Genomic DNA, 18787 nt, shown 5'->3' with positions numbered 1-18787 from the left:
TCTGATCCGCGGGATCTGGGGGCAAAGCCTGTTAAAATGCATTTTCTCCGATTTGGTTCTTGGCCTCGGCCAAGGGCATTGCTATCTAGGGCACATATTCCTTATTGGACAGCAATAGGGGCCTGTAGCTCAGTTGGTTAGAGCGAACCGCTCATAACGGTTTGGTCGCAGGTTCGAGTCCTGCCGGGCCCACCACGTCCTTAATGGTGTGGCGTTGAAAAATTGGTGATCCGGGGTCGAAACGCACGCCGTGCCCTATCATCTTAAAAGCCACGCTTTGGGGGCCATCCCCATCTTCGATTTCTTTCACAATTTCGATCTGTTTTGGGAGCGCCTTATGCAAGATGCAGAAAAAGCCCGACGATATGGCGAGGTTGCAAAGCAAATTTCCGCCGTTCTTGAAGGCGAACCCAATGAGGTGACACGGATGGCCACGGTGTCGTGCCTCCTGTCACAAGCCTTCGATCATTATTTCTGGACCGGCTTTTATATGGTCGATCCCGAAAAACCGCATGAACTCGTGGTGGGGCCTTATCAAGGCACGCTGGGCTGTTTGCGCATTCCATTCGGCAAAGGCGTGTGCGGCGTGGCCGCCCAAAGCAAAGAAACGCAACTTGTGGCTGATGTGAATGCGTTTCCTAGCCATATCGCTTGTGATTCGCGCAGCCAGTCAGAGATTGTCGTGCCGGTTACACGGCCCGATGGCACACTGATGGCTGTCTTCGATGTGGATTCCACCACACTCAATAGCTTTAACGAAGTCGATAAACAGTGGTTAGAACAAATACTTAACGATATTTTTGGGAAAGGGCCGGCATAAAATATCCTCAAAGAGGATGGATTAAGTCTTGCATTACACGAAAATGTGATCGATACAAAGGGCAGGGGTCATGGCTTAGCAACGGAACAGTGCATCATGCCGGCTATCTCCCCGAATATCACCCGCGAGGATCTTGATCGAGCACTCCGCATTTACAAGACGATTTTTGTGTCTCATCCACCGCGTTTGGCCGATGAAACGGATTTTTCCTATTTCACGCGCCTTTCCCGTTCAATCTTCACCGGCATTGCGCAATCGCAGCTTTATACCATCCATCAAGACCGGGCTACGCCGCCCTCTTCACCCAGAACACAGGCGTGAGACGGGCCATCGGCGCTCAGCTCGCCTTTGGACTTTTCGGCCCAGCCATCAAGTGCGGCCAGAGCGGCGTCGAAAATCAACATCACAGAGGCGTGGCGGGATTTATGATCTCGCACCGGCTCTAGAATGTGCAGGGCTTCAAAAGGCGGCGCAGGCGGTGGTCCGTTTTCCTGAAGCATGGCGCGAAAATCATCCGCTGCGCGGGCAAGGCTTTGCCGGTCAAGCCCGATCAGCTTTGGAGCGACAATGGCTGTTGTCGCCTGGCCCAAAGCGCAGGCCCGCACATCCAATCCCAATTTCAAAAACCGGCCTTGATCATCGAAAATCGCATCCAGCCTCAGCCGCGATCCGCAAATGCGGCTGGTGCGGGTGATGCTGATCTGCGCATCCGCCAAAGGCGCGGTAAACGGGATCTCGGTTGCAAGCCGCAGAATGTCTTTATTATATAAAGCGCTCATACCCCATGAAATAAGAGCTATGCGGGCAAAATCCAAGCACTCTTCACATCCTGAGCGCGCATCGTTCAAGCACTCTGGTCAAAGCCCACAGTTCGGGGCAAAGTGCGGCCATGACCAGCTTATCTCAATCAATTTCCTTTGCCCCCCCTCCTGCGGACAAAACCGCCTTGGAGCAAGGGACCGCCCTGACGCCCCGCTTTGGCCCCGATGGGCTGATCCCGGCCATTGCCACCGATCATGAAAGCGGCATGCCTTTGATGCTGGCTTATATGAATGCCGAAGCCCTGGCCCTGACCATAAAAACCGGCGTCGCGCATTATTATAGCCGCTCGCGCCAAGCCCTTTGGAAAAAGGGCGCAAGCTCGGGGCATTATCAGGATGTTCTGGAGATCCGCCTTGATTGCGATCAGGATGCGGTATGGCTGCGGGTGCATCAACACGGCCCCGGTGCCTGCCATGTGGGGCATAAAAGCTGTTTTTACCGCCGTGTTTCCGGCCAAGACGCAAGCACAGCACAGCTTGAGGAAACCGCCGCAAAAACCTATGTGCCAGACGATGTCTATGGAAAAGATCAACCGTCCTGAGCGCATCTCGGGATCAAACGGAGAAAACGGATGAGCGATTTCCAGATCGAACTGGTGTTCATCGAACAGCCTTTGGCCAATTATGTCTATCTGGTGCGAGAGCCTGAAAGCGGGCAAGTGGCCGTGGTCGATCCGGGCTGGACGCAGCCTGTCAAAACAGCGCTGAATCGTCTTGGTTGGAAGCCGGAGGTGATTTTGCTCACCCATCATCATGCCGATCATATTGGCGCGGCAGAAGAGTTGAAGGCTCTTTATGGAGCGCGGATCGTGGCACCGGATGCGGACCGTCACCGTATCAAAGGGGCCGACAAATGGGTGCGCGAGGGAGACAATGTGCATCTGGGCGCAGCACGCGGCAAAGTGATAGCAGTGCCGGGCCATACCAGCGGTCATGTGGCCTATTATTTTGCCGACCAGAAAGCCTTGTTTTGCGGTGACACGCTCTTTTCTTTGGGCTGTGGCCGCCTGTTTGAAGGCACGCCGGAACAGATGCTGCACTCCTTGCGCAAATTGGCGGCGCTACCCGAAGAAACACTGATATGTTGCGCCCATGAATATACCGAAGCCAATGGCCGCTTTGCCCTGACCATCGAACCGGAAAATCAGGCCCTGCTGACACGGATGAAAGAGGTGGCCGCCCTGCGTGCCGAAGGCCAGCCCACCGTGCCCTCCACTATGGGTATCGAATGTGCCACCAATCCGTTCTTGCGGCCGCACAGCCCGGAAATCCGCAAGCAATTGGGCATGGAAGCGGCCAGTGATGTGGACGTATTTGCACAAATACGCAAACGTAAGGATGCGTTTTAAAACCATAAAATTTTAACCATCATTTTGGGGAGAACTGAGATGGACCATAGACGATATCTATCGTGGCGCGGGATGTGCCGGCTGGGGATGGCGGCAAGTGTCGCGCTGACTTTGGCTGCTTGTGACGCGCAAAATTCCGAAAAATCGACGAAAGAAAGCAACGAATCCGTGACGCAGCAGACGCAATCGGGCGACCCTTATCTGTGGCTTGAAGAAGTGGAGGGCGACAAGGCTCTTGAATGGGCGCGCACGCAAAATACCGTGTCTTTGGCGCGGCTGGAAGGCGATCCGCGCTATGAAGACATTCGCGCGGCGGCAGAAAAAATCCGCACCGCATCCGACCGTATTCCCTATGGCCAGATCATCGGTGATGAGGTGCGTAATTTCTGGCAAGACGATACCCATGTGCGCGGGATCTGGCGGCGCACCTCTCTTGAAAGCTATCAAAGCGAATCCCCGCAATGGGAGGTGATCCTCGATCTGGATGCCTTGGCCGAAACAGAAGGGGAAAACTGGGTCTGGAAAGGGGCCAGCTGCCTTGCTCCCGATAACCGGCATTGCATGGTCAATCTGTCACGCGGCGGCGCCGATGCGGTGGTCTCCCGCGAATTCGATGCACAAAGCGGCCGCTTTGTGGAAGATGGCTTTTATCTTGCGGAAGAAAAGCAATCGGTCAGCTGGATCGATGCGGACCGGTTGTTTGTGGCCAGCCCCCATGCGGGCGGCTCCAAAAACACATCGGGTTATGCTCGCACGGTGCGGATTTGGCAACGTGGCTCGGATCTGGCCGCCGCCGAAACCCTGTTTAGCAGCGCCGAAACCGATGCCTTCACCTTCCCGGTGGTTATCCACCGCCCCGAAGGCACCGAATTGTTCATTTCCCGTGCACCGGATTTCTTCCATGAAACCCTGTATCATGTGGGGTCTGACAACAAGCTGACCGAATTGGCTCTTCCCGATGACGCCAATTTCCAAGGTCTGTTCAAAGGCCGGGTGATCGCCCTTTTGCGCAGCGAGTGGACCGTGGGGGATGTGATGGCCCCGGCGGGCGCTGTGGTGTCCTTGCCCCTTGACGATCTGCTGAAAGGCACAGCCTCAAGCATGACCATCATTGCCAAGCCGACCGACAGCATGGCCATCGAAGGCGTGCAGATTGGCCGCGATGCGATTTATGTGGCTCTTCTGGATCAGGTGCGCGGGCGTTTGGCAAAAGCCCAACCCACTGCGGAAGGCTGGACCCTGACAGATGCGGATCTGCCGAAAACCGGCAATGTGTCCATCGTTTCGGGCAGTGGCTTTACCAACACCCTTTTGGTGAATTTTGAACGGTTCTTAGAGCCGGACACGCTGTATCTGATTGATGAGACAACCGCAAAACCCATCAAAGCCATGCCGGCGCGTTTCGATGCGTCTGCCTATGAAGTGGCGCAACATTTCGCCACCAGCGACGATGGCACCAACGTTCCTTATTTCCTGATTCGTGCCAAAGATACAGCGATGGACGGCTCTACTCCCACCATCCTTTATGGCTATGGCGGGTTTGAAATCTCTCTCACCCCCAATTATTTGTCGCCCTTGGCCATTGAATGGCTCAAACAAGGTGGCGCTTATGCCGTCGCCAATATCCGGGGTGGCGGAGAATTCGGCCCCCGCTGGCATAAGGCGGCGCTCAATGAAAACCGTCCCCGTGCCTATGAGGATTTTGCCTCTGTCGCACGCGATCTGATCGATCAAGGTCTGACCAGCGCCCCGCATCTGGGCATTTATGGCGGCTCCAATGGCGGTTTGCTGACCGGCGCCACCATGGTGCGCAATCCAGAATTGTTTGGGGCCGTGGTTTCAGCGGTGCCGCTTCTCGATATGCTGCGGTATCACAAGCTGTTGGCGGGTGCATCATGGATTGGCGAATATGGCGATCCCGATATTCCAGCGGAACGGGCATGGATCGAAACCTATTCGCCCTATCAGAATGTCTCTAAAGACGTGACATATCCGCCGGTGTTCTTCACCACCTCCACCCGCGATGACCGGGTGCATCCCGGCCATGCCCGCAAAATGGCAGCCAAGATGATGCAGCAAGGCCATGAAGTGCTGTATTATGAAAATATCGAAGGCGGCCATGCGGGGGCGGCCAATCTCAAACAAGGGGCCATGCGCGATGCGCTGATCGTCACCTGGTTCTTGCAAGAACTGAAAGACGCGGACTAACGCCCGGCTCTTGAGCATCTATAGCAAGGGGGGTGCTTTTCCGGCGCCCCCCGGCTTTTTCAAATCCATCAGATCAGCGTTTGCGGAGCACTGTCCCCGGCCCGGATGCGGCGGCGGTTCAGGCTTCCCAATCTGGCCAGCACAATACCCAACAAGACCACCCCACCTCCGGCCAATTCCCACGGGCCGAGACGTTCCGCGAACAACAGCCATGCGGCCAAGGCGGCTATCAACGGCTGCAACAGCAACCCCACGGCGGAAAAAGCGGCTGGCAAATGCGCCAAGGCATAAACAATCAATCCCTGCCCCATGATCTGGCTAACCAGTGTCAGCGCGATCAAAGGAAGCCAGCTTTCCGGCGTTGTGGGCAGGATGTCCGGCTCTGATACAAGCGCCACCCCAAACAGCGCTATGGCGGTGGCAATGGCGGTGAATACCAGAATTTCAAGAGCGCCATGATTGGCGCGCAGCTTTGCCGCGGTGATGAAATATCCCGCATACATCACCGCAGATGCCATCCCCAAAAGATCCCCGTTCAGACGTTCGGGCGCAAATTCAAGCTGGCCCCCATCAGGGCCACAGCCCCCACCAAAGCGGCCACCAAGCCCAGCAAAAACAGGCGGGAAAAGCGTTCTTGAAACAGCACAAAGCCCGCCAAGGCCACGAACACAGGATTCAAATTGGTCAAAAGCGTTGCATTGGCCACGGATGTTAAGGCAATCGACCAATGCCACAGCCCCAGATCGGCGGCAAAAAACAGACCGCACAAAGCCAATAATCCCCAATTATAAGGGCGCTTTTTGGGGCGGGGCGTTACCGCCATCCACAAGGCCAGAAGAGGAACCGACAAAACCATGCGCCAAAAGGCAGTGGAAACCGGACCAATATCGGAATAGCGCACGAAAATGGGTGCAAAGCCAATGCCGATGGCCCCGATGAACAGCGCCATTAAAGCCAGTTTCGCCCCCGAGCCTTCCGGCTTGTTTTGCATCATGAAGACGGCCTTGATCTGTGTAGGCGGGCCTTATTCTCCAAGCCTCGCCAAGCGATGAGACGATATCTCCCCCATCAATTCTTCCCCGAAGTCGGCAGCCCTTCGGCAAACAGATGAAACAGCGTGACTTGATCGGGCAGGCCCGTCACCTCGATCTCTTTCGATTTTTGAAACGCTTCCAGAGCAAGGCGGGTTTTCGGGCCGAATGTCCCATCGGCGGTGCCTTCCAGAAATCCACCCTGGATCAATTTGGCCTGAGCGCGGCGCAGAATTTCTTGATAGATGATTATGCTGCTATCGCTTTGCCCCAGAACGAGAGACTTGGATTCACTACGCAGCCGTTGTTCCGACATGACAAGGCTCAAATAATCCGTCGCCCGAAACAGGGGCGTATCTTGATTGTCTTTGCAAAAGGATATGAGAGCGAGGGTCAGGAACTGGGTATTTTGCCACGGCACCATATCGAAAGTATCATCTTGAAAGCGGTTCAACGCCGTCAGATATCCCTGAACCCAGCCGATATAATATGTGTATTGCTCTTTGCGATCCCGCTCGGCTTCCAAAAACAAAGAGCAGGCCTGTGCGCCCCCGCCTTCCACGGCAAAACGCTCGTTTGTGTCTGCCCCCCAAGCGGGCGCGGTGCAAAAGGTCGTAGCAAGACACGCTGCGGACAGCGAAACAGCAAACGCTTTGAACATGATCGGGTCCTCTAAAGTTTGTCTCTCATGGCGTGGCGAGCAGGGGCCCGCCTGTCAACTGTCGAATTTTTTTACAGATAAACGGTGTACGGCGTCGTTCTTGATAAAAATTCCGACAGGTTTTCTTAAACCAAAGGCTTAAAACGTGGAATTCTTCCGTTGAATTAAATGGCACAAGAATTGCTTGGATTGTGTTGAATGATAATAAATGCAATCAGGGTAGAGTAATGAAAAACATGAAACGGTTTTTAAGCGGCGCTCTTACAGCAGGTATTTTGGTACTTTCCGCACCGGCACATGCCATCCAGATTGATCTGAATTTCAATTTCGATCCCAATATTGATCCGGCCTTGGCCAATGATGCCCGTCAGGGTTTTGAAAAAGCCGCACGATTCTGGGAAACGCGCCTGAAAGATGACACCACCATCATACTGGATGTGGGATTCGCACCGCTTGCGCCCAATGTGATCGGCCAAACGGGGTCTTCCTCGGCGGTGGTCAATTATTCTGTGTTCCGTGATGCCTTGGCCGCAGATCAGACCAGCGGCAAAGATAAAGTTGCCGTCCAGAATTTGGTGCAAGACGATAGTCTCTCGTTTTTCACCAATACCTTGGGAACCTTCGATGGCGGCCCGGGAATCTCGTTCGATTCGGCAGGGAACAGCGTGTTTTCCACCATTGATAATACGGCGCTGGATGTGAACACCGCCAATCTGAAGGCTTTGGGATTCACTGGCCTTGATGGTGTGGTGGATGGCTCTGTCACCTTCAATTCGGATTTTGAATTTGATTTCAACCGTTCTGACGGAATTGATGCAAACGCCTTCGATTTTATCGGCGTGGCCGCCCATGAAATCGGCCATGCCTTGGGTTTTGTCAGTGGTGTGGATTTCGTGGATCAGTTTACAGGCGCTGGCCCCACGGCGGAATTTGTCCGTGACGTGGTGGAAGATCCCGCCAATGCGGATTTCTTCCGGGCACTTTTGGGCCTCCCCGCCGATGCCGTGATCACCCGTGATATTCTGGCCAATGTGAATATCTTCGAAATCGTGAATGCGGTCTTCAATGTTCCCGATAATTTCAATGCTGTGTTCTCGCCGATGGATCTGTTCCGCTTTTCCGATCTGTCATTTGATGGGCAGGGCAATTTCCTTGGCTTCGATCTAACCTCCCATCTGGGCATCAACGGGCCTTTGACTTTTGATGATTTCGATACGCAATTCGCCAACCGGACCGACATTCCATTCTTTTCATTCGATGGTGGTAAAACGCAAATCGCCCCCTTCTCGTCGGGCAGCTTCAATGGCGGCTTCCAGTTCCAGTTCCCCGATGGCACGATCATCGATCTAGGCGGCAGTCAGGCATCGCATTTGATCGAGGTCTTCGGCGTGATTTCTCCCTTCGGTATCATGGACCCCACAGCCGGCCGCGGTGAACAGGTGGATATCAGCGCGATCGATCTGGCGGTTTTCGATGTGATTGGTTTTGATATTCCACTGCCAGCAACGGTCCTGTTTTTAGGATTGGGCTTGATCGGCTTTGGTGCGACCCAGCGACGTCGGCAGGGGCACCAAGCCGCTTAAAACACTGTTGCCGATCGGCGCTTTGATCTAAACAGTCAAATAAATGTGAATGCGCGATGCGTTTGTTCGTATCGCGCATTATCTTTGTTGGCCCATATCAAAATCTTTCCATGTCAAACCGGCCAGCCGATGCCCCAATAGGAAAACCCGTCATGATCGATCTTTATACCGCCGCCACCCCCAATGGCTTCAAAGTGTCTGTCACTCTGGAAGAAATGGGCCTTCCCTATACTGTGAAGGCCATTAATTTGATGGCGGCGGAGCAGAAAGAAGACTGGTTCTTGAAGATCAATCCCAATGGCCGCATTCCTGCAATCATTGACCGCGACAATGATGATTTCGCGGTCTTTGAATCTGGCGCGATCATGCTGTATCTGGCGGAAAAAACCGGCAAACTTTTGCCAAGCGATCCCAAAGCACGCTCGCAAATCATCCAATGGCTGATGTTCCAAATGGGTGGCTTGGGGCCGATGCAGGGGCAGGCCAATGTGTTCACCCGCTATTTCCCCGAACAAATTCCTTCGGTGATTGCACGGTATCAAAATGAAACCATGCGTCTTTATGGGGTGCTTGACCGCGCCTTGGAAGGCCGGGATTTTCTGGTGGGTGACTATTCCATCGCCGATATCGCCAACTGGTGCTGGGTCAGAAGCCATGCCTGGTGCGGTCTTGAAATCGATAGCCTGCCCAATCTGAAAGCATGGGCAGACCGTATTGCGGCCCGTCCGGCGGCAGAAAGGGGCGTGTCCGTGCCACCGCGCACCATTGATGATGAAGCGGCAGTGAAAGCGGCACGGGCAATGCTCCAACGCTAAAACCATGAAAGCAGGCAGCTCTTAAGCGCACAAACTCTGTCCTTTTTCTTGCAGCAAGGCCCCGGCTTTTGTAGCCTTCTACCGGGGCCTTTCTTTATGGAGATATTTTATGCGTCTTTCGCACCTCTTTCTCGCGCTCATGATGCTGCTGCCTGCGCACCGGCTTGCAGCGCAAGACAGCGATGCCATTGACCGGGCGGTTACGGAAAATCCGTATCGCACCGCCGATCAAAAGGCGCGGGATGTCTATCGCCATCCAGCCGAAACCCTGAAATTCTTTGGCATCACCGCCGATATGACGGTCGCCGAGCCGCTGCCCGGCTGGTACACGGAAATTCTGGGGGATCTGCTCCGGGACAAGGGCACCTATATCGCGCTGAACACAGCACCGCATCTCTCCGAAGATGCTGGCCGCCGGGCGCGGTCCCATGCCTGGCGCGATAATTATATCGCCTCCAAAGGCAAATTGTTTGGCGACAAGGCCTTTGCCCGCTTCATGCTGACCGAAGACGGCTTTGCCGCTGATGACAGTGTGGATGCCATCCTTGCGTTTCGCAGCATGCATGGCTGGGTATATAGTGATGTGCTGGAAGAGGTTCTCGCCGAATTTTTCCGCGTCTTGAAGCCCGGCGGCGTGCTGGGGGTGGTGCAACACCGGGAAAATGAAGACTCACCCAATACCCCCGCTGACCGGCGTGGTTATCTGAAACAAAGCTTCGTGATCGAAGCCGTTACGAAAGCGGGTTTCGTGCTTGCGGATCAAAGCGAGATCAATGCCAATCCCAAAGACACCAAGGATTATGAAATCGGGGTCTGGGGCTTGCCGCCGGTTTTACGCGCCGGAAGCGATGAAGAACGGCGCAAAAATCAGGCAATCGGCGAATCCGACCGGATGACGCTGAAATTTGTCAAGCCGGGACAATAAGGATCGCGGGATGGTATCGCCCTTCGCCTTTGTGGCGGCCCTTTTCACCATCCCGATCCAGCTGAAGCGGGCCATGAGTGACCAATCATGACCATTCGGCGATCCACGCCCAAAGCGGATATCAAAACCATGTCCGATATCGCCCGTCTGGCGGGGGTATCGGAATCCACCGTGTCGCGGGCTTTGGCCGACAGCCCTTTGGTGAATGCCAAAACCAAAGACCGGGTGCGCCGCATTGCCCATAGCCACAACTATGTGGTGAATGAACAGGCACGGAACTTCCGCTTGAAACGCACCGGCACCATCGCGTGGTAATCCCCATCGATGCCAAGCAACAGCAGCCGATTTCCGATCCGTTCTTCATGGAATTGCTCGGGGCCATCGCCGATGCCTTGAATGCCCGCGGCTTTGACCTTTTGCTCAGCCGCGTCAATGCCGGAGACAGACATTGGCCCGATGCCGCCCTTGATAGCTCCCGGGCCGACGGCACCATCATCATCGGCCAATCCTCCCAGCATGAAACCCTGAACCGTATGGCCGATACCGGTGCACCAATGGTTGTGTGGGGCGGACGGCTGCCAGACCAGCGCTATTCCACTATAGGCTGCGACAATGAAACCGGCGCCCTTGAAGCGACAAAGCACCTGATTGCACAAGGGCGCAAACGCATTGCCTTTATGGGGCATCGTAGCTGGCCAGAAGTGGAATTGCGATATAAAGGCTACCAACGGGCGCTGGAAGCTGCGGGCCACGAAATAGACCCGGATCTGGTGTTTGACAGCCGCTTTACCAGCGAGGATGCCCATCGGGTGATCGCGCATCTGGATCTGAAGACTTTGGCCTTCGACGGGCTGGTGGCCGCCAGTGATGTTCTGGCCATGGCAGCCATCAATGCCCTGCAGGCGCGGGGCATCCATGTGCCCAAAGATGTGGCCATCACCGGTTTTGACGATATCGCCTTGGCCACATGGTACAATCCACCGCTCACCACCGTACGCCAGCATATTTTGCAAGGCGGGCGGTTGTTGGTGGATCTGATGATGTCGAAAATTGCCGGGGAAGCCATCGCGCCTTTGATGATGACCCCGGAGCTGGTGGTACGCGCCTCCAGCGGCGCGCACCAAGCCGATTAGGCTACCAAAAGCTGATCACAATGACAGCCGTGACCGCCAACAGACCCACCGACAAAATCCGGTAATTCTGCCACCAGGGCAAAGCGGCAAGATCTTCGGATTCCGCATGCCATGTGGCAGGCGTCCACAACAATCCTTCGGTTTTTTCCGGCAATGGCGGCGGGGTCATCAGGCTGACCACCACCAAAGTGATGCTGGAAATCACGAACAGGATGGGGGCCACATATAAAAAGCTGATCACCGGTTCATCCACCAGCACCTGATTACCGATGAAAAACACCACCCCGGCCAAACCGCCGACCACCAAAGCCGCAAAACCGCCCGAGGCATTGGCGCGACGCCACAAGACCCCGAACACGAACATGGCCACAATGGGCGGCACCGTATAGGCCAGAACCGCTTGCAAATATTCAAAGATCGATTGGAATTTTGCGATCTGCGGCGCCCAAAGCACGGCAAGCAACATAAACACAAAGGTCGATATCTGCCCGGCACGCATCAACTGGTGCGGATTCAGCTGCGGCCAGATGCGGCGCACGAAATCCATGGTCACAAGGGTCGATGCGGAATTGAGCGTGCTGTCAATTTGCGACATCAAAGCCGCCACAAATCCCGCCAGAACCAATCCCATAATGCCCACCGGCAGCAAATCCACCAACATGGTGGGATAGACCAGATTGGGGTCTTCAATATCGGGATAAAGCAAAATGGCGATGGTGCCGGGGACCACCATGATAAACAGTACCGGCAGCTTTAGAAAACCGGCAAACAAGGCACCCCAGCGCCCATGATTGATATTCTTGGCCGCCAATAAGCGTTGCACCATGAATTGATTGGTGCACCAAAAATAAAATCCCAGCAAAAAGACACCGGTAACAAGGCCGGGCCAAGGCACACCGGGATCACCCGGCGGACGGATCAGGCTTAATTTGTCTTGCGGCACAGCGGCCACAACGGCGTCCCAGCCGCCCACCTGTTCCAAAGCGAAAATGGTAATCAGCACAGATCCGATCACCAACAACACCGCCTGAATGGCATCTGTGAACATCACCGCCGCAAGACCGCCCGCAATGGTATAGATCCCGGCGGCAATGGCCAAAACCGTAACGGTGGTCCAGATATCGAGGGCGGGGAACATCATTTGCAACAGCAAAGCGCCCGCAAACAGCCCACCGGCGGTATCCACCACGATATTGAGAAACAGCGTCAATAAGGAGAAATAGGTGCGCGCCCGATCATCATACCGTTTAGAGAGAAATTCCGGCATGGTATAAACCTGCGCGCGCAAAATAGCGGGCAGGAAAAACACCGCAAACACCACAAGGACAACCGCAGCCATCCATTCATAGTTAAACACGGAAATGCCAGTGGAATAAGCCGACCCTGCCAAGCCCACAAGCGTTGTGCTGGAAATATTGGAGGCAAAAAGCGACAGCCCGATCACCGGCCACAGCATGCCCCGACCGGCAAGGAAAAAGTCGCTGGCCGTATCATGCTTCCGGCCAAACCAAATGCCCAAACCGATCGCAATCACGAAATAGGCGGAAATCAACCCGATATCGATCGGATGCAGTGAGATACCCAGTTCCATATGTCTCCCCAAAGCGTTCTGGTTCCCGGCGTCTCACCCTATTTTGGGTGACTCTATCCAAGAAACTTTTAAAGCTTTTGCGATTTTTGCTGCCCTTGATCGGGCAATCTCCGGCAGTCTAGCGCCCCTTTTTGGCAAAAGCACCCTATCACTGTGCAAATATTTGCAATCGATTGCAATGTGCTTAACATTATTTTTATGCCATAGAATGCCTTCATCTCTTTATTTTATGACCAAAAACGCCGTACATGACGGCGTATACAGGCATGATTTGACGAATGCGGGATAGTTTTATGCAAGAACACGGCACCAACCGACCCAGTGATCTGATCATCTTTGGCGGAACCGGTGATCTGGCCATGCGCATGCTGTTTCCCTCTCTGTATTTTTTGGACAGTGATGGGCATTTGGCCGATGATGTCCGGATTATCGGGGCGGCCCGGTCTGATCTTGACCGCGACGGGTTTCTAAAAACGGTGCATGAGCGCCTGAAAAGCCATATCGCCGCAGACTATTATGATGAAGCCCAGTGGCAACGCTTTGCTAAGCGCATCGATTATTGCCCTGTGGATGCAGTGGAAGGCACCGGGTTTGATGCCTTGGCCAAGGCGGTGCGTCTGGATGAAGGCGGCGAGCTTGTGTGTTATTTTTCCACAGCCCCACGCTTTTATGGCGACATATGCACCCATCTCGAAGCCAACGGACTGGCCGGCAAAAACACCCGCGTCGTTCTGGAAAAACCCATTGGCCATGATCTTGAATCATGCCGGGCGGTCAATGATGCGGTGGGTGCCGTGTTTACAGAAGACCGCATATACCGAATCGACCATTATCTTGGAAAAGAAACGGTCCAGAATCTGCTTGCATTGCGCTTTGCCAATTCCCTGTTCGAGCCTCTTTGGAATGCCAATGGCATCGAGCAGGTTCAGATCACCATTTCCGAAACAGTGGGCGTGGAAGGGCGCTGGTCCTATTATAACGACTCAGGCGCTTTGCGCGATATGTTGCAAAATCACATGCTGCAGCTTTTGTGCCTTGTGGCAATGGAGCCGCCCAGCACCCTTGATGCCGATGCGGTGCGCGATGAAAAGCTGAAGGTTTTGCGGTCTTTACGGCCCATCACCAAACAAGAGAACACGCTGAAATCCGTGGCCGGCCAATATACGGAAGGCGCGGTTGGCGGTACGGCGGTTCCGGGCTATCTTGATGAAGCGCAACAAGAAAGCCGCACGGAAACCTTTGTGGCCTTGCGCGCCGATATTGATAATTGGCGCTGGCGCGGTGTGCCTTTTTATCTGCGCACCGGAAAGCGGCTGCCTTATCGCTATAGCGAGATCTTCATTCAGTTCAAAGGGGTGCCCCATTCGATCTTCCCCGAAGAAAGCAATCTCACTTTAGATTCCAACAAGCTGGTAATCCGCTTGCAACCGGAAGAAAATATCAAGCTGTGCGTAATGAACAAGGTGCCGGGGCTGGGCCGTGACGGCATGAAACTGCAAGAGGTGTCTTTGGATCTTTCCATGACCAAAGAGGCGCGCACCCGCCGTCGCCGCATCGCTTATGAGCGCTTATTGCTGGATGTCTTGAACGCCAATTCCACCTTGTTTGTGCGCCGCGATGAAACCGAAGCGGCCTGGGCGTGGGTGGACGGCATTTCCAAAGGATGGCGGGATCTGGACTTGAAACCCAAACCTTATTCCGCCGGAACATGGGGGCCTGCAGCTTCGGTGGCGCTCACCGAACGCTATGGGCATAGCTGGCATGATTGAACCATTATTTGTCGAATATCCCGATGCCGAAGCCATGGCCGACAGCCTGGCCGGACATGTGGCCTTAACCTTGGCGGAAGCCACCGAGGCGCGGGACATTGCCGGAATGATCGTTTCCGGTGGCTCCACCCCCAAAGCCCTGTTCCAGCGCTTGGCAAAGCGCAAACTGGATTGGGAAAAGATCTGCATCACTTTGGCCGACGATCGCTGGGTGGATGCGGACCATCCGGCCAGCAATGAAAAACTGGTGCATGAAAGCTTGCTTGTGGATTATGCAAGAAAAGCCCCGTTTATCAGCCTCAAAACACCGGCCAAGACAGCGGTGGAAGGGGCGCCAGACATTCAAAAGCGTCTGATGGATTTCCCATGGGCTGCGGATCTGGTGCTTTTGGGCATGGGCGAAGACGGCCATACCGCTTCGCTCTTTCCCGGAGCCGAGGCGCTGGACGCCGCCTTGTCCCTTGAAGGGCCGGATCTGTGCCTTGGATTGACACCGAAAATCCTGCCAAAAGATGCCCCCTTTGAGCGCATGACCCTGACCCTGCCCGCGCTTTTGGATTCGGCCCGGATCATCTTGATGCTAAAAGGCGCCGGCAAGCGTCATGTCTATGATCGGGCAATGGCGGGAACGGATATATATGAAATGCCCATCCGCGCGATCTTGCATCAGCATGAGGTGCCGGTTGAGGTCCACTGGGCCCCTTGACCTTTCCCCATGGGAGTGACCCCATATTGATCGGGTCTGGACAAACGAAACGGCAAGGGGTCGATATGCGGAAATTCTGGTCTGCGGCGCTTATATATCTGAGCATTTCTGGCATAAGCCTGATGACGGCCAATGCACAGGAAACGGCGGAGCCTATGCCCCCATCCGTGGCCGATCAGGATGCGGAAACGGAGACGAAACCTTTGGAGCCCATTGCCGAAACCCAATGGCCGCAAGTTTTTCCGCCTTTGAATGTGCTGATCACACCGCGGCGGGACCGGATTGAACCGGAAGACGATACCGCCCAGGACGGCCCTGCCGAATGGGCACAGGTGCCCCTTGCCAATGGCCGGCAGGTGATCTGTTAGGGTTTTTGAATACACGGATCGATCATAAAGCCGATTGGCAGGCGGATGAAACATTCATAGCTGCCCAAAAAGCCTTGCGGCTGGACGAAAAAGAGCCCGATACCCGTCAGGCTTTGGTAGAACGGGCCAATATGGCCGTCATTATGGGCGGCGGATTTTTGCATATGAGCATGGCACAGATCTTCGTGAATTTCGGCTTCGAGCCCGATGGGACACGGCCCAAGCCCAACCCATATGGGGTTCTTTCACCCATTGATCCCGTCACATGCCATGAAGGCGGTATTTCGTGCCGCCAATCAACCATACCGAATTAAGCCTATAAGCCTATTTGCCAGAGAAATGAGGAGACACAGGATGCATCCCACACTGTCCGAAGTGACCACCCGCATCCGCGAGCGCAGCACCCAAAGCCGCGCCGATTATCTTGAGCGCATAGAGGCCGCGCACCGCGAGGGCCCCAATCGCAGCACCTTGTCTTGCGGCAATCTGGCCCATGGCTTTGCCGCAGCGGAAGGCGACAAGCCCAGCTTGCGCGGCGAGCGGGCGCCCAATATCGCCATTGTGTCTGCCTATAATGATATGCTGTCGGCCCATCAGCCCTATCAACGCTTTCCCAATCTGATCAAATTGGCCGCCCGCGAGGCCGGTGCCACGGCACAGTTCGCCGGGGGTGTCCCCGCCATGTGCGACGGCGTTACCCAAGGCCAGGACGGCATGGACCTGTCGCTGTTTTCCCGCGATGTGATTGCACAGGCCACCGCCATCGCCCTATCGCACAATATGTTCGATGCGGTGCTGGCACTGGGCATTTGCGACAAGATCGTGCCGGGCCTGATGATCGGCGCTCTGAGCTTTGGCCATCTGCCTGCTATTTTCGTGCCGGGTGGCCCCATGCCATCGGGCCTGCCCAATGATGAAAAAGCCCGTGTGCGCGCCCTTTTTGCCCAAGGCAAGGTGGGCCGCGAAGAGCTGTTGGACGCCGAAGCCAAATCCTATCACAGCCCCGGCACCTGCACCTTCTATGGCACGGCCAATTCCAATCAGATGATGATGGAAATGATGGGCGTGCATCTGCCCGGTGCGGCTTTTGTGCATCCCAATACGAAATTGCGCGATGCTTTGACGGCCCATGCAGCAAAACGGGCCGCCGCCATCACCGGCCTTGGCAATGCCCATACGCCTTTGGGGCGGCTGATTGATGAACGCGCCATCGTCAATGCCATGGTGGGGCTGATGGCCACCGGCGGGTCCACCAATCATACATTGCATCTGGTGGCCATTGCCAAAGCGGCAGGCATAAAGATCAACTGGACGGATTTTTCCGATCTGTCGGATATTGTGCCCCTTTTGACACGCATCTATCCCAATGGTTCGGCGGATGTGAACCATTTCCATGCAGCGGGCGGGATCGGCTTTTTGATCCGCGAACTGACGAATGCCGGGCTTTTGCACGGCGATATTCAAACCATATATGGTGCCCCCCTATCCCAGCATGCGGTGGAGCCGGGATTGGAAGGCGATCGCTTGGTCTGGCGGCCTTCTCCGCAAAAAAGCGGGGACGAAGATGTGTTGCGCGGCGTGGACAATCCCTTTTCTGCCACCGGTGGCCTGAAGCTTTTAGAAGGCAATCTGGGCCGCAGCGTGATCAAGATATCGGCAGTGAAGCCCGAACATCGTGTGGTGGAAGCGCCGGCGCGGGTGTTCCATCATCAAAGCGAACTGGTCGAAGCCTTCAAAGCCGGAGAGCTGAACCGGGATGTGGTGGCCGTGGTGCGGTTCCAAGGGCCACGCAGCAATGGAATGCCGGAATTGCACAAGCTGACCCCCAGCCTGGGTGTTTTGCAAGAGCGAGGCCACAAGGTGGCCCTGATCACCGATGGCCGCATGTCGGGCGCATCGGGCAAGGTGCCTGCGGCCATTCATCTGACCCCGGAAGCGGTGGACGGGGGGCCGATCTCGCGCATCCGTAGCGGCGATATCATCCGGCTGGATGCGGACGCCGGAACATTGGATGTGCTGCTTGAGGATGCAGACTTCGCCGCCCGCACGCCGGAGCAGGCGGATATATCCTCCTACCACTTTGGCATGGGCCGCGAACTGTTCGCATCGGCACGTCAGGCCGTTTCCAAAGCCGAAGAGGGTGCCTCTTTCATTCTGGGATAAAAGGCCCATCATCAAGGAAAACTGCATATGACACAGGCCATCCACACAATCATGACCACCGCACCGGTGATCCCGGTTCTGGCAATCGACCATATCGAGCACGCCGTCCCTTTGGCACAGGCCCTGGTGGCCGGCGGCTTGCGGGTTCTTGAAATTACCCTGCGTACAGACGCTGCAATCCCAGCCATCGAAGCCATGGCACAACAGGTGCCCGGTGCCATTGTGGGGGCCGGCACCATCCGCACGCCGGACGATCTGAAACGGGTAGAACAAGCCGGTGCGCGCTTCGCCGTAAGCCCCGGCCTGACCGACGCCGTGGCAAAAGCCGCACAAACCAGCACGGTGCCTTTGCTGCCCGGCGTGGCCACCGCATCAGAGGTCATGCGTGCCAATGACCATGGCTTTGACCATTTGAAGTTCTTCCCTGCCGAATCCTCGGGCGGTGTGGCGGCCATCAAGAATTTCTCCGGCCCCTTTCCCAATGTGTTTTTCTGCCCCACCGGCGGGATCAACGCCACCAAGCGCGGGATTATTTAAATCTTGCCAATGTGCTGTGTGTGGGCGGTAGCTGGGTGGCCCCAAAAAACGCTGTGCAGCATGAAAATTGGGCAGAGATTGAACGCCTGTCCAAAGATGCCTTTCACAATGCGGCGGGGCCAGCAGCTGGCTAAACCCTTTCCGACTGCCTGAAAGAGCGTTTTCTTGCGCAGAATTTTGCAAAATCATTATTGCAATCGATTGCAAAATCTTTTACCGTCCTCGTGATCATCTGGACTGGGGGTGCGGCCATTTTATGGCCGGTAAACGACGAAGAAGCATCCCCGGTTCCCGGAACTTGGACATG

The 18787-nt window shown here is 55.3% G+C and carries 20 protein-coding genes, 1 tRNA gene and 1 pseudogene; 17 read left to right on the top strand and 5 right to left on the bottom strand.

All coding sequences use genetic code 11. The features are described from left to right. The first annotated feature begins 118 nt into the window (after nucleotides 1-118). The 3 genes from JCM17844_RS12240 (at nucleotide 119) to JCM17844_RS12230 (ending at nucleotide 1141) form a co-directional block, all read left to right on the top strand. A tRNA-Ile gene (locus tag JCM17844_RS12240) sits at nucleotides 119-195 on the top strand. A 142-nt stretch (nucleotides 196-337) separates the two neighbouring features. Further along, nucleotides 338-820 carry a free L-methionine (R)-S-oxide reductase MsrC gene (gene msrC / locus JCM17844_RS12235; RefSeq protein WP_150001255.1) on the top strand — a complete coding sequence of 161 codons (483 nt, stop codon included), beginning with the start codon at nucleotides 338-340 and terminating at the stop codon, nucleotides 818-820. A 96-nt stretch (nucleotides 821-916) separates the two neighbouring features. Beyond that, the gene (locus JCM17844_RS12230) at nucleotides 917-1141 is read left to right on the top strand and encodes a hypothetical protein (RefSeq protein WP_150001212.1); all 225 of its coding nucleotides are present in this window, start codon (nucleotides 917-919) and stop codon (nucleotides 1139-1141) included. On the opposite strand, the gene JCM17844_RS12225 is transcribed toward JCM17844_RS12230, so the two are convergent. After that, on the bottom strand, nucleotides 1096-1599 hold the full coding sequence (locus JCM17844_RS12225; RefSeq protein ID WP_210431932.1) for an iron-sulfur cluster assembly scaffold protein: 504 nt from the start codon (nucleotides 1597-1599) through the stop codon (nucleotides 1096-1098). The two genes, JCM17844_RS12230 and JCM17844_RS12225, sit on opposite strands and share 46 nt — an antisense overlap. A 110-nt stretch (nucleotides 1600-1709) precedes the next feature. On the opposite strand from JCM17844_RS12225, the gene hisI reads away from it, so the two are divergent. From hisI to JCM17844_RS12210, 3 genes are read left to right on the top strand one after another with little or no spacing between them, the layout of a single operon-like run. Continuing rightward, the gene (gene hisI / locus JCM17844_RS12220) at nucleotides 1710-2183 is read left to right on the top strand and encodes a phosphoribosyl-AMP cyclohydrolase (protein ID WP_150001211.1); all 474 of its coding nucleotides are present in this window, start codon (nucleotides 1710-1712) and stop codon (nucleotides 2181-2183) included. Between the two features lie 30 nt (nucleotides 2184-2213). After that, the gene (gene gloB / locus JCM17844_RS12215) at nucleotides 2214-2990 is read left to right on the top strand and encodes a hydroxyacylglutathione hydrolase (protein ID WP_150001210.1); all 777 of its coding nucleotides are present in this window, start codon (nucleotides 2214-2216) and stop codon (nucleotides 2988-2990) included. A gap of 39 nt (nucleotides 2991-3029) precedes the next feature. Continuing rightward, nucleotides 3030-5198 (top strand): prolyl oligopeptidase family serine peptidase, encoded by a 2169-nt coding sequence (locus tag JCM17844_RS12210; RefSeq protein ID WP_307725806.1) that lies wholly within the window; start codon nucleotides 3030-3032, stop codon nucleotides 5196-5198. A 68-nt stretch (nucleotides 5199-5266) separates the two neighbouring features. Here the strand turns inward: JCM17844_RS12210 and JCM17844_RS15350 are convergent, their stop codons facing one another. The 3 genes from JCM17844_RS15350 to JCM17844_RS12200 all read right to left on the bottom strand — a co-directional run bounded on the left by JCM17844_RS15350 (nucleotide 5267) and on the right by JCM17844_RS12200 (nucleotide 6890). Next, nucleotides 5267-5716 (bottom strand): EamA family transporter, encoded by a 450-nt coding sequence (locus JCM17844_RS15350; protein ID WP_235899006.1) that lies wholly within the window; start codon nucleotides 5714-5716, stop codon nucleotides 5267-5269. Between the two features lie 17 nt (nucleotides 5717-5733). Continuing rightward, nucleotides 5734-6192, bottom strand: coding sequence for a DMT family transporter (locus tag JCM17844_RS15345; protein WP_210431929.1), 459 nt, complete (start codon nucleotides 6190-6192; stop codon nucleotides 5734-5736). A 74-nt stretch (nucleotides 6193-6266) separates the two neighbouring features. Beyond that, on the bottom strand, nucleotides 6267-6890 hold the full coding sequence (locus JCM17844_RS12200) for a peptidoglycan-binding domain-containing protein (protein WP_150001209.1): 624 nt from the start codon (nucleotides 6888-6890) through the stop codon (nucleotides 6267-6269). A gap of 227 nt (nucleotides 6891-7117) precedes the next feature. On the opposite strand from JCM17844_RS12200, the gene JCM17844_RS12195 reads away from it, so the two are divergent. The 5 genes from JCM17844_RS12195 (at nucleotide 7118) to JCM17844_RS12175 (ending at nucleotide 11346) form a co-directional block, all read left to right on the top strand. Further along, nucleotides 7118-8473 carry an NF038122 family metalloprotease gene (locus tag JCM17844_RS12195; RefSeq protein WP_150001208.1) on the top strand — a complete coding sequence of 452 codons (1356 nt, stop codon included), beginning with the start codon at nucleotides 7118-7120 and terminating at the stop codon, nucleotides 8471-8473. Between the two features lie 152 nt (nucleotides 8474-8625). Then, the gene (locus tag JCM17844_RS12190) at nucleotides 8626-9288 is read left to right on the top strand and encodes a glutathione S-transferase family protein (RefSeq protein WP_150001207.1); all 663 of its coding nucleotides are present in this window, start codon (nucleotides 8626-8628) and stop codon (nucleotides 9286-9288) included. 109 nt (nucleotides 9289-9397) lie between these two features. Then, the gene (locus JCM17844_RS12185) at nucleotides 9398-10213 is read left to right on the top strand and encodes a class I SAM-dependent methyltransferase (protein WP_210431928.1); all 816 of its coding nucleotides are present in this window, start codon (nucleotides 9398-9400) and stop codon (nucleotides 10211-10213) included. A gap of 87 nt (nucleotides 10214-10300) precedes the next feature. Continuing rightward, the gene (locus tag JCM17844_RS12180; RefSeq protein ID WP_150001206.1) at nucleotides 10301-10528 is read left to right on the top strand and encodes a LacI family DNA-binding transcriptional regulator; all 228 of its coding nucleotides are present in this window, start codon (nucleotides 10301-10303) and stop codon (nucleotides 10526-10528) included. Then, nucleotides 10522-11346 carry a substrate-binding domain-containing protein gene (locus JCM17844_RS12175; protein WP_150001205.1) on the top strand — a complete coding sequence of 275 codons (825 nt, stop codon included), beginning with the start codon at nucleotides 10522-10524 and terminating at the stop codon, nucleotides 11344-11346. Before JCM17844_RS12180 ends, JCM17844_RS12175 begins: the two co-directional genes overlap by 7 nt. Before the next feature lies 1 nt (nucleotide 11347). Here the strand turns inward: JCM17844_RS12175 and JCM17844_RS12170 are convergent, their stop codons facing one another. Beyond that, nucleotides 11348-12937 carry a sodium:solute symporter gene (locus tag JCM17844_RS12170; RefSeq protein ID WP_150001204.1) on the bottom strand — a complete coding sequence of 530 codons (1590 nt, stop codon included), beginning with the start codon at nucleotides 12935-12937 and terminating at the stop codon, nucleotides 11348-11350. 278 nt (nucleotides 12938-13215) lie between these two features. Between JCM17844_RS12170 and zwf the strand changes: the two genes are divergently transcribed. The 6 genes and pseudogenes from zwf to JCM17844_RS12140 all read left to right on the top strand — a co-directional run bounded on the left by zwf (nucleotide 13216) and on the right by JCM17844_RS12140 (nucleotide 18614). Then, on the top strand, nucleotides 13216-14706 hold the full coding sequence (zwf, locus tag JCM17844_RS12165; RefSeq protein WP_210431927.1) for a glucose-6-phosphate dehydrogenase: 1491 nt from the start codon (nucleotides 13216-13218) through the stop codon (nucleotides 14704-14706). Then, nucleotides 14699-15412 carry a 6-phosphogluconolactonase gene (pgl, locus tag JCM17844_RS12160; RefSeq protein ID WP_150001203.1) on the top strand — a complete coding sequence of 238 codons (714 nt, stop codon included), beginning with the start codon at nucleotides 14699-14701 and terminating at the stop codon, nucleotides 15410-15412. Before zwf ends, pgl begins: the two co-directional genes overlap by 8 nt. Nucleotides 15413-15477: 65 nt before the next feature. Further along, entirely contained in the window at nucleotides 15478-15780 is a 303-nt protein-coding gene (locus JCM17844_RS12155) for a hypothetical protein (RefSeq protein WP_150001202.1), read from the top strand. After that, entirely contained in the window at nucleotides 15735-16094 is a 360-nt protein-coding gene (locus JCM17844_RS12150; RefSeq protein ID WP_150001201.1) for a hypothetical protein, read from the top strand. Before JCM17844_RS12155 ends, JCM17844_RS12150 begins: the two co-directional genes overlap by 46 nt. Nucleotides 16095-16134: 40 nt before the next feature. Then, nucleotides 16135-17943 carry a phosphogluconate dehydratase gene (edd, locus tag JCM17844_RS12145; protein ID WP_150001200.1) on the top strand — a complete coding sequence of 603 codons (1809 nt, stop codon included), beginning with the start codon at nucleotides 16135-16137 and terminating at the stop codon, nucleotides 17941-17943. A 27-nt stretch (nucleotides 17944-17970) separates the two neighbouring features. Continuing rightward, nucleotides 17971-18614: pseudogene (locus JCM17844_RS12140) on the top strand (bifunctional 4-hydroxy-2-oxoglutarate aldolase/2-dehydro-3-deoxy-phosphogluconate aldolase). Nucleotides 18615-18787 lie beyond the last annotated feature (173 nt).

Origin of the sequence: Iodidimonas gelatinilytica (genome assembly GCF_008579125.1) — a bacterium.
GTDB lineage: Bacteria > Pseudomonadota > Alphaproteobacteria > Sphingomonadales > Rhodothalassiaceae > Iodidimonas > Iodidimonas muriae.
Note: the sequence above shows the minus strand (reverse complement) of the source record. Positions and strands in the feature narration are given on the sequence as shown.

Excerpts from the sequence above, each read along its gene's own strand:
- JCM17844_RS12225 (WP_210431932.1), bottom strand. The coding sequence starts at position 1,599 with ATGAGCGCTTTATATAATAAAGACATTCTGCGGCTTGCAACCGAGATC.
- JCM17844_RS12210 (WP_307725806.1), top strand. The coding sequence starts at position 3,030 with ATGGACCATAGACGATATCTATCGTGGCGCGGGATGTGCCGGCTGGGG.
- msrC (WP_150001255.1), top strand. The coding sequence starts at position 338 with ATGCAAGATGCAGAAAAAGCCCGACGATATGGCGAGGTTGCAAAGCAA.
- JCM17844_RS12195 (WP_150001208.1), top strand. The coding sequence starts at position 7,118 with ATGAAAAACATGAAACGGTTTTTAAGCGGCGCTCTTACAGCAGGTATT.
- JCM17844_RS12200 (WP_150001209.1), bottom strand. The coding sequence starts at position 6,890 with ATGTTCAAAGCGTTTGCTGTTTCGCTGTCCGCAGCGTGTCTTGCTACG.
- JCM17844_RS12155 (WP_150001202.1), top strand. The coding sequence starts at position 15,478 with ATGCGGAAATTCTGGTCTGCGGCGCTTATATATCTGAGCATTTCTGGC.
- JCM17844_RS12170 (WP_150001204.1), bottom strand. The coding sequence starts at position 12,937 with ATGGAACTGGGTATCTCACTGCATCCGATCGATATCGGGTTGATTTCC.
- gloB (WP_150001210.1), top strand. The coding sequence starts at position 2,214 with ATGAGCGATTTCCAGATCGAACTGGTGTTCATCGAACAGCCTTTGGCC.
- JCM17844_RS12180 (WP_150001206.1), top strand. The coding sequence starts at position 10,301 with ATGACCATTCGGCGATCCACGCCCAAAGCGGATATCAAAACCATGTCC.
- hisI (WP_150001211.1), top strand. The coding sequence starts at position 1,710 with ATGACCAGCTTATCTCAATCAATTTCCTTTGCCCCCCCTCCTGCGGAC.
- JCM17844_RS12185 (WP_210431928.1), top strand. The coding sequence starts at position 9,398 with ATGCGTCTTTCGCACCTCTTTCTCGCGCTCATGATGCTGCTGCCTGCG.
- JCM17844_RS12190 (WP_150001207.1), top strand. The coding sequence starts at position 8,626 with ATGATCGATCTTTATACCGCCGCCACCCCCAATGGCTTCAAAGTGTCT.
- JCM17844_RS12230 (WP_150001212.1), top strand. The coding sequence starts at position 917 with ATGCCGGCTATCTCCCCGAATATCACCCGCGAGGATCTTGATCGAGCA.
- zwf (WP_210431927.1), top strand. The coding sequence starts at position 13,216 with ATGCGGGATAGTTTTATGCAAGAACACGGCACCAACCGACCCAGTGAT.
- JCM17844_RS12150 (WP_150001201.1), top strand. The coding sequence starts at position 15,735 with ATGGGCACAGGTGCCCCTTGCCAATGGCCGGCAGGTGATCTGTTAGGG.
- JCM17844_RS15350 (WP_235899006.1), bottom strand. The coding sequence starts at position 5,716 with ATGGCATCTGCGGTGATGTATGCGGGATATTTCATCACCGCGGCAAAG.
- JCM17844_RS15345 (WP_210431929.1), bottom strand. The coding sequence starts at position 6,192 with ATGATGCAAAACAAGCCGGAAGGCTCGGGGGCGAAACTGGCTTTAATG.
- edd (WP_150001200.1), top strand. The coding sequence starts at position 16,135 with ATGCATCCCACACTGTCCGAAGTGACCACCCGCATCCGCGAGCGCAGC.
- pgl (WP_150001203.1), top strand. The coding sequence starts at position 14,699 with ATGATTGAACCATTATTTGTCGAATATCCCGATGCCGAAGCCATGGCC.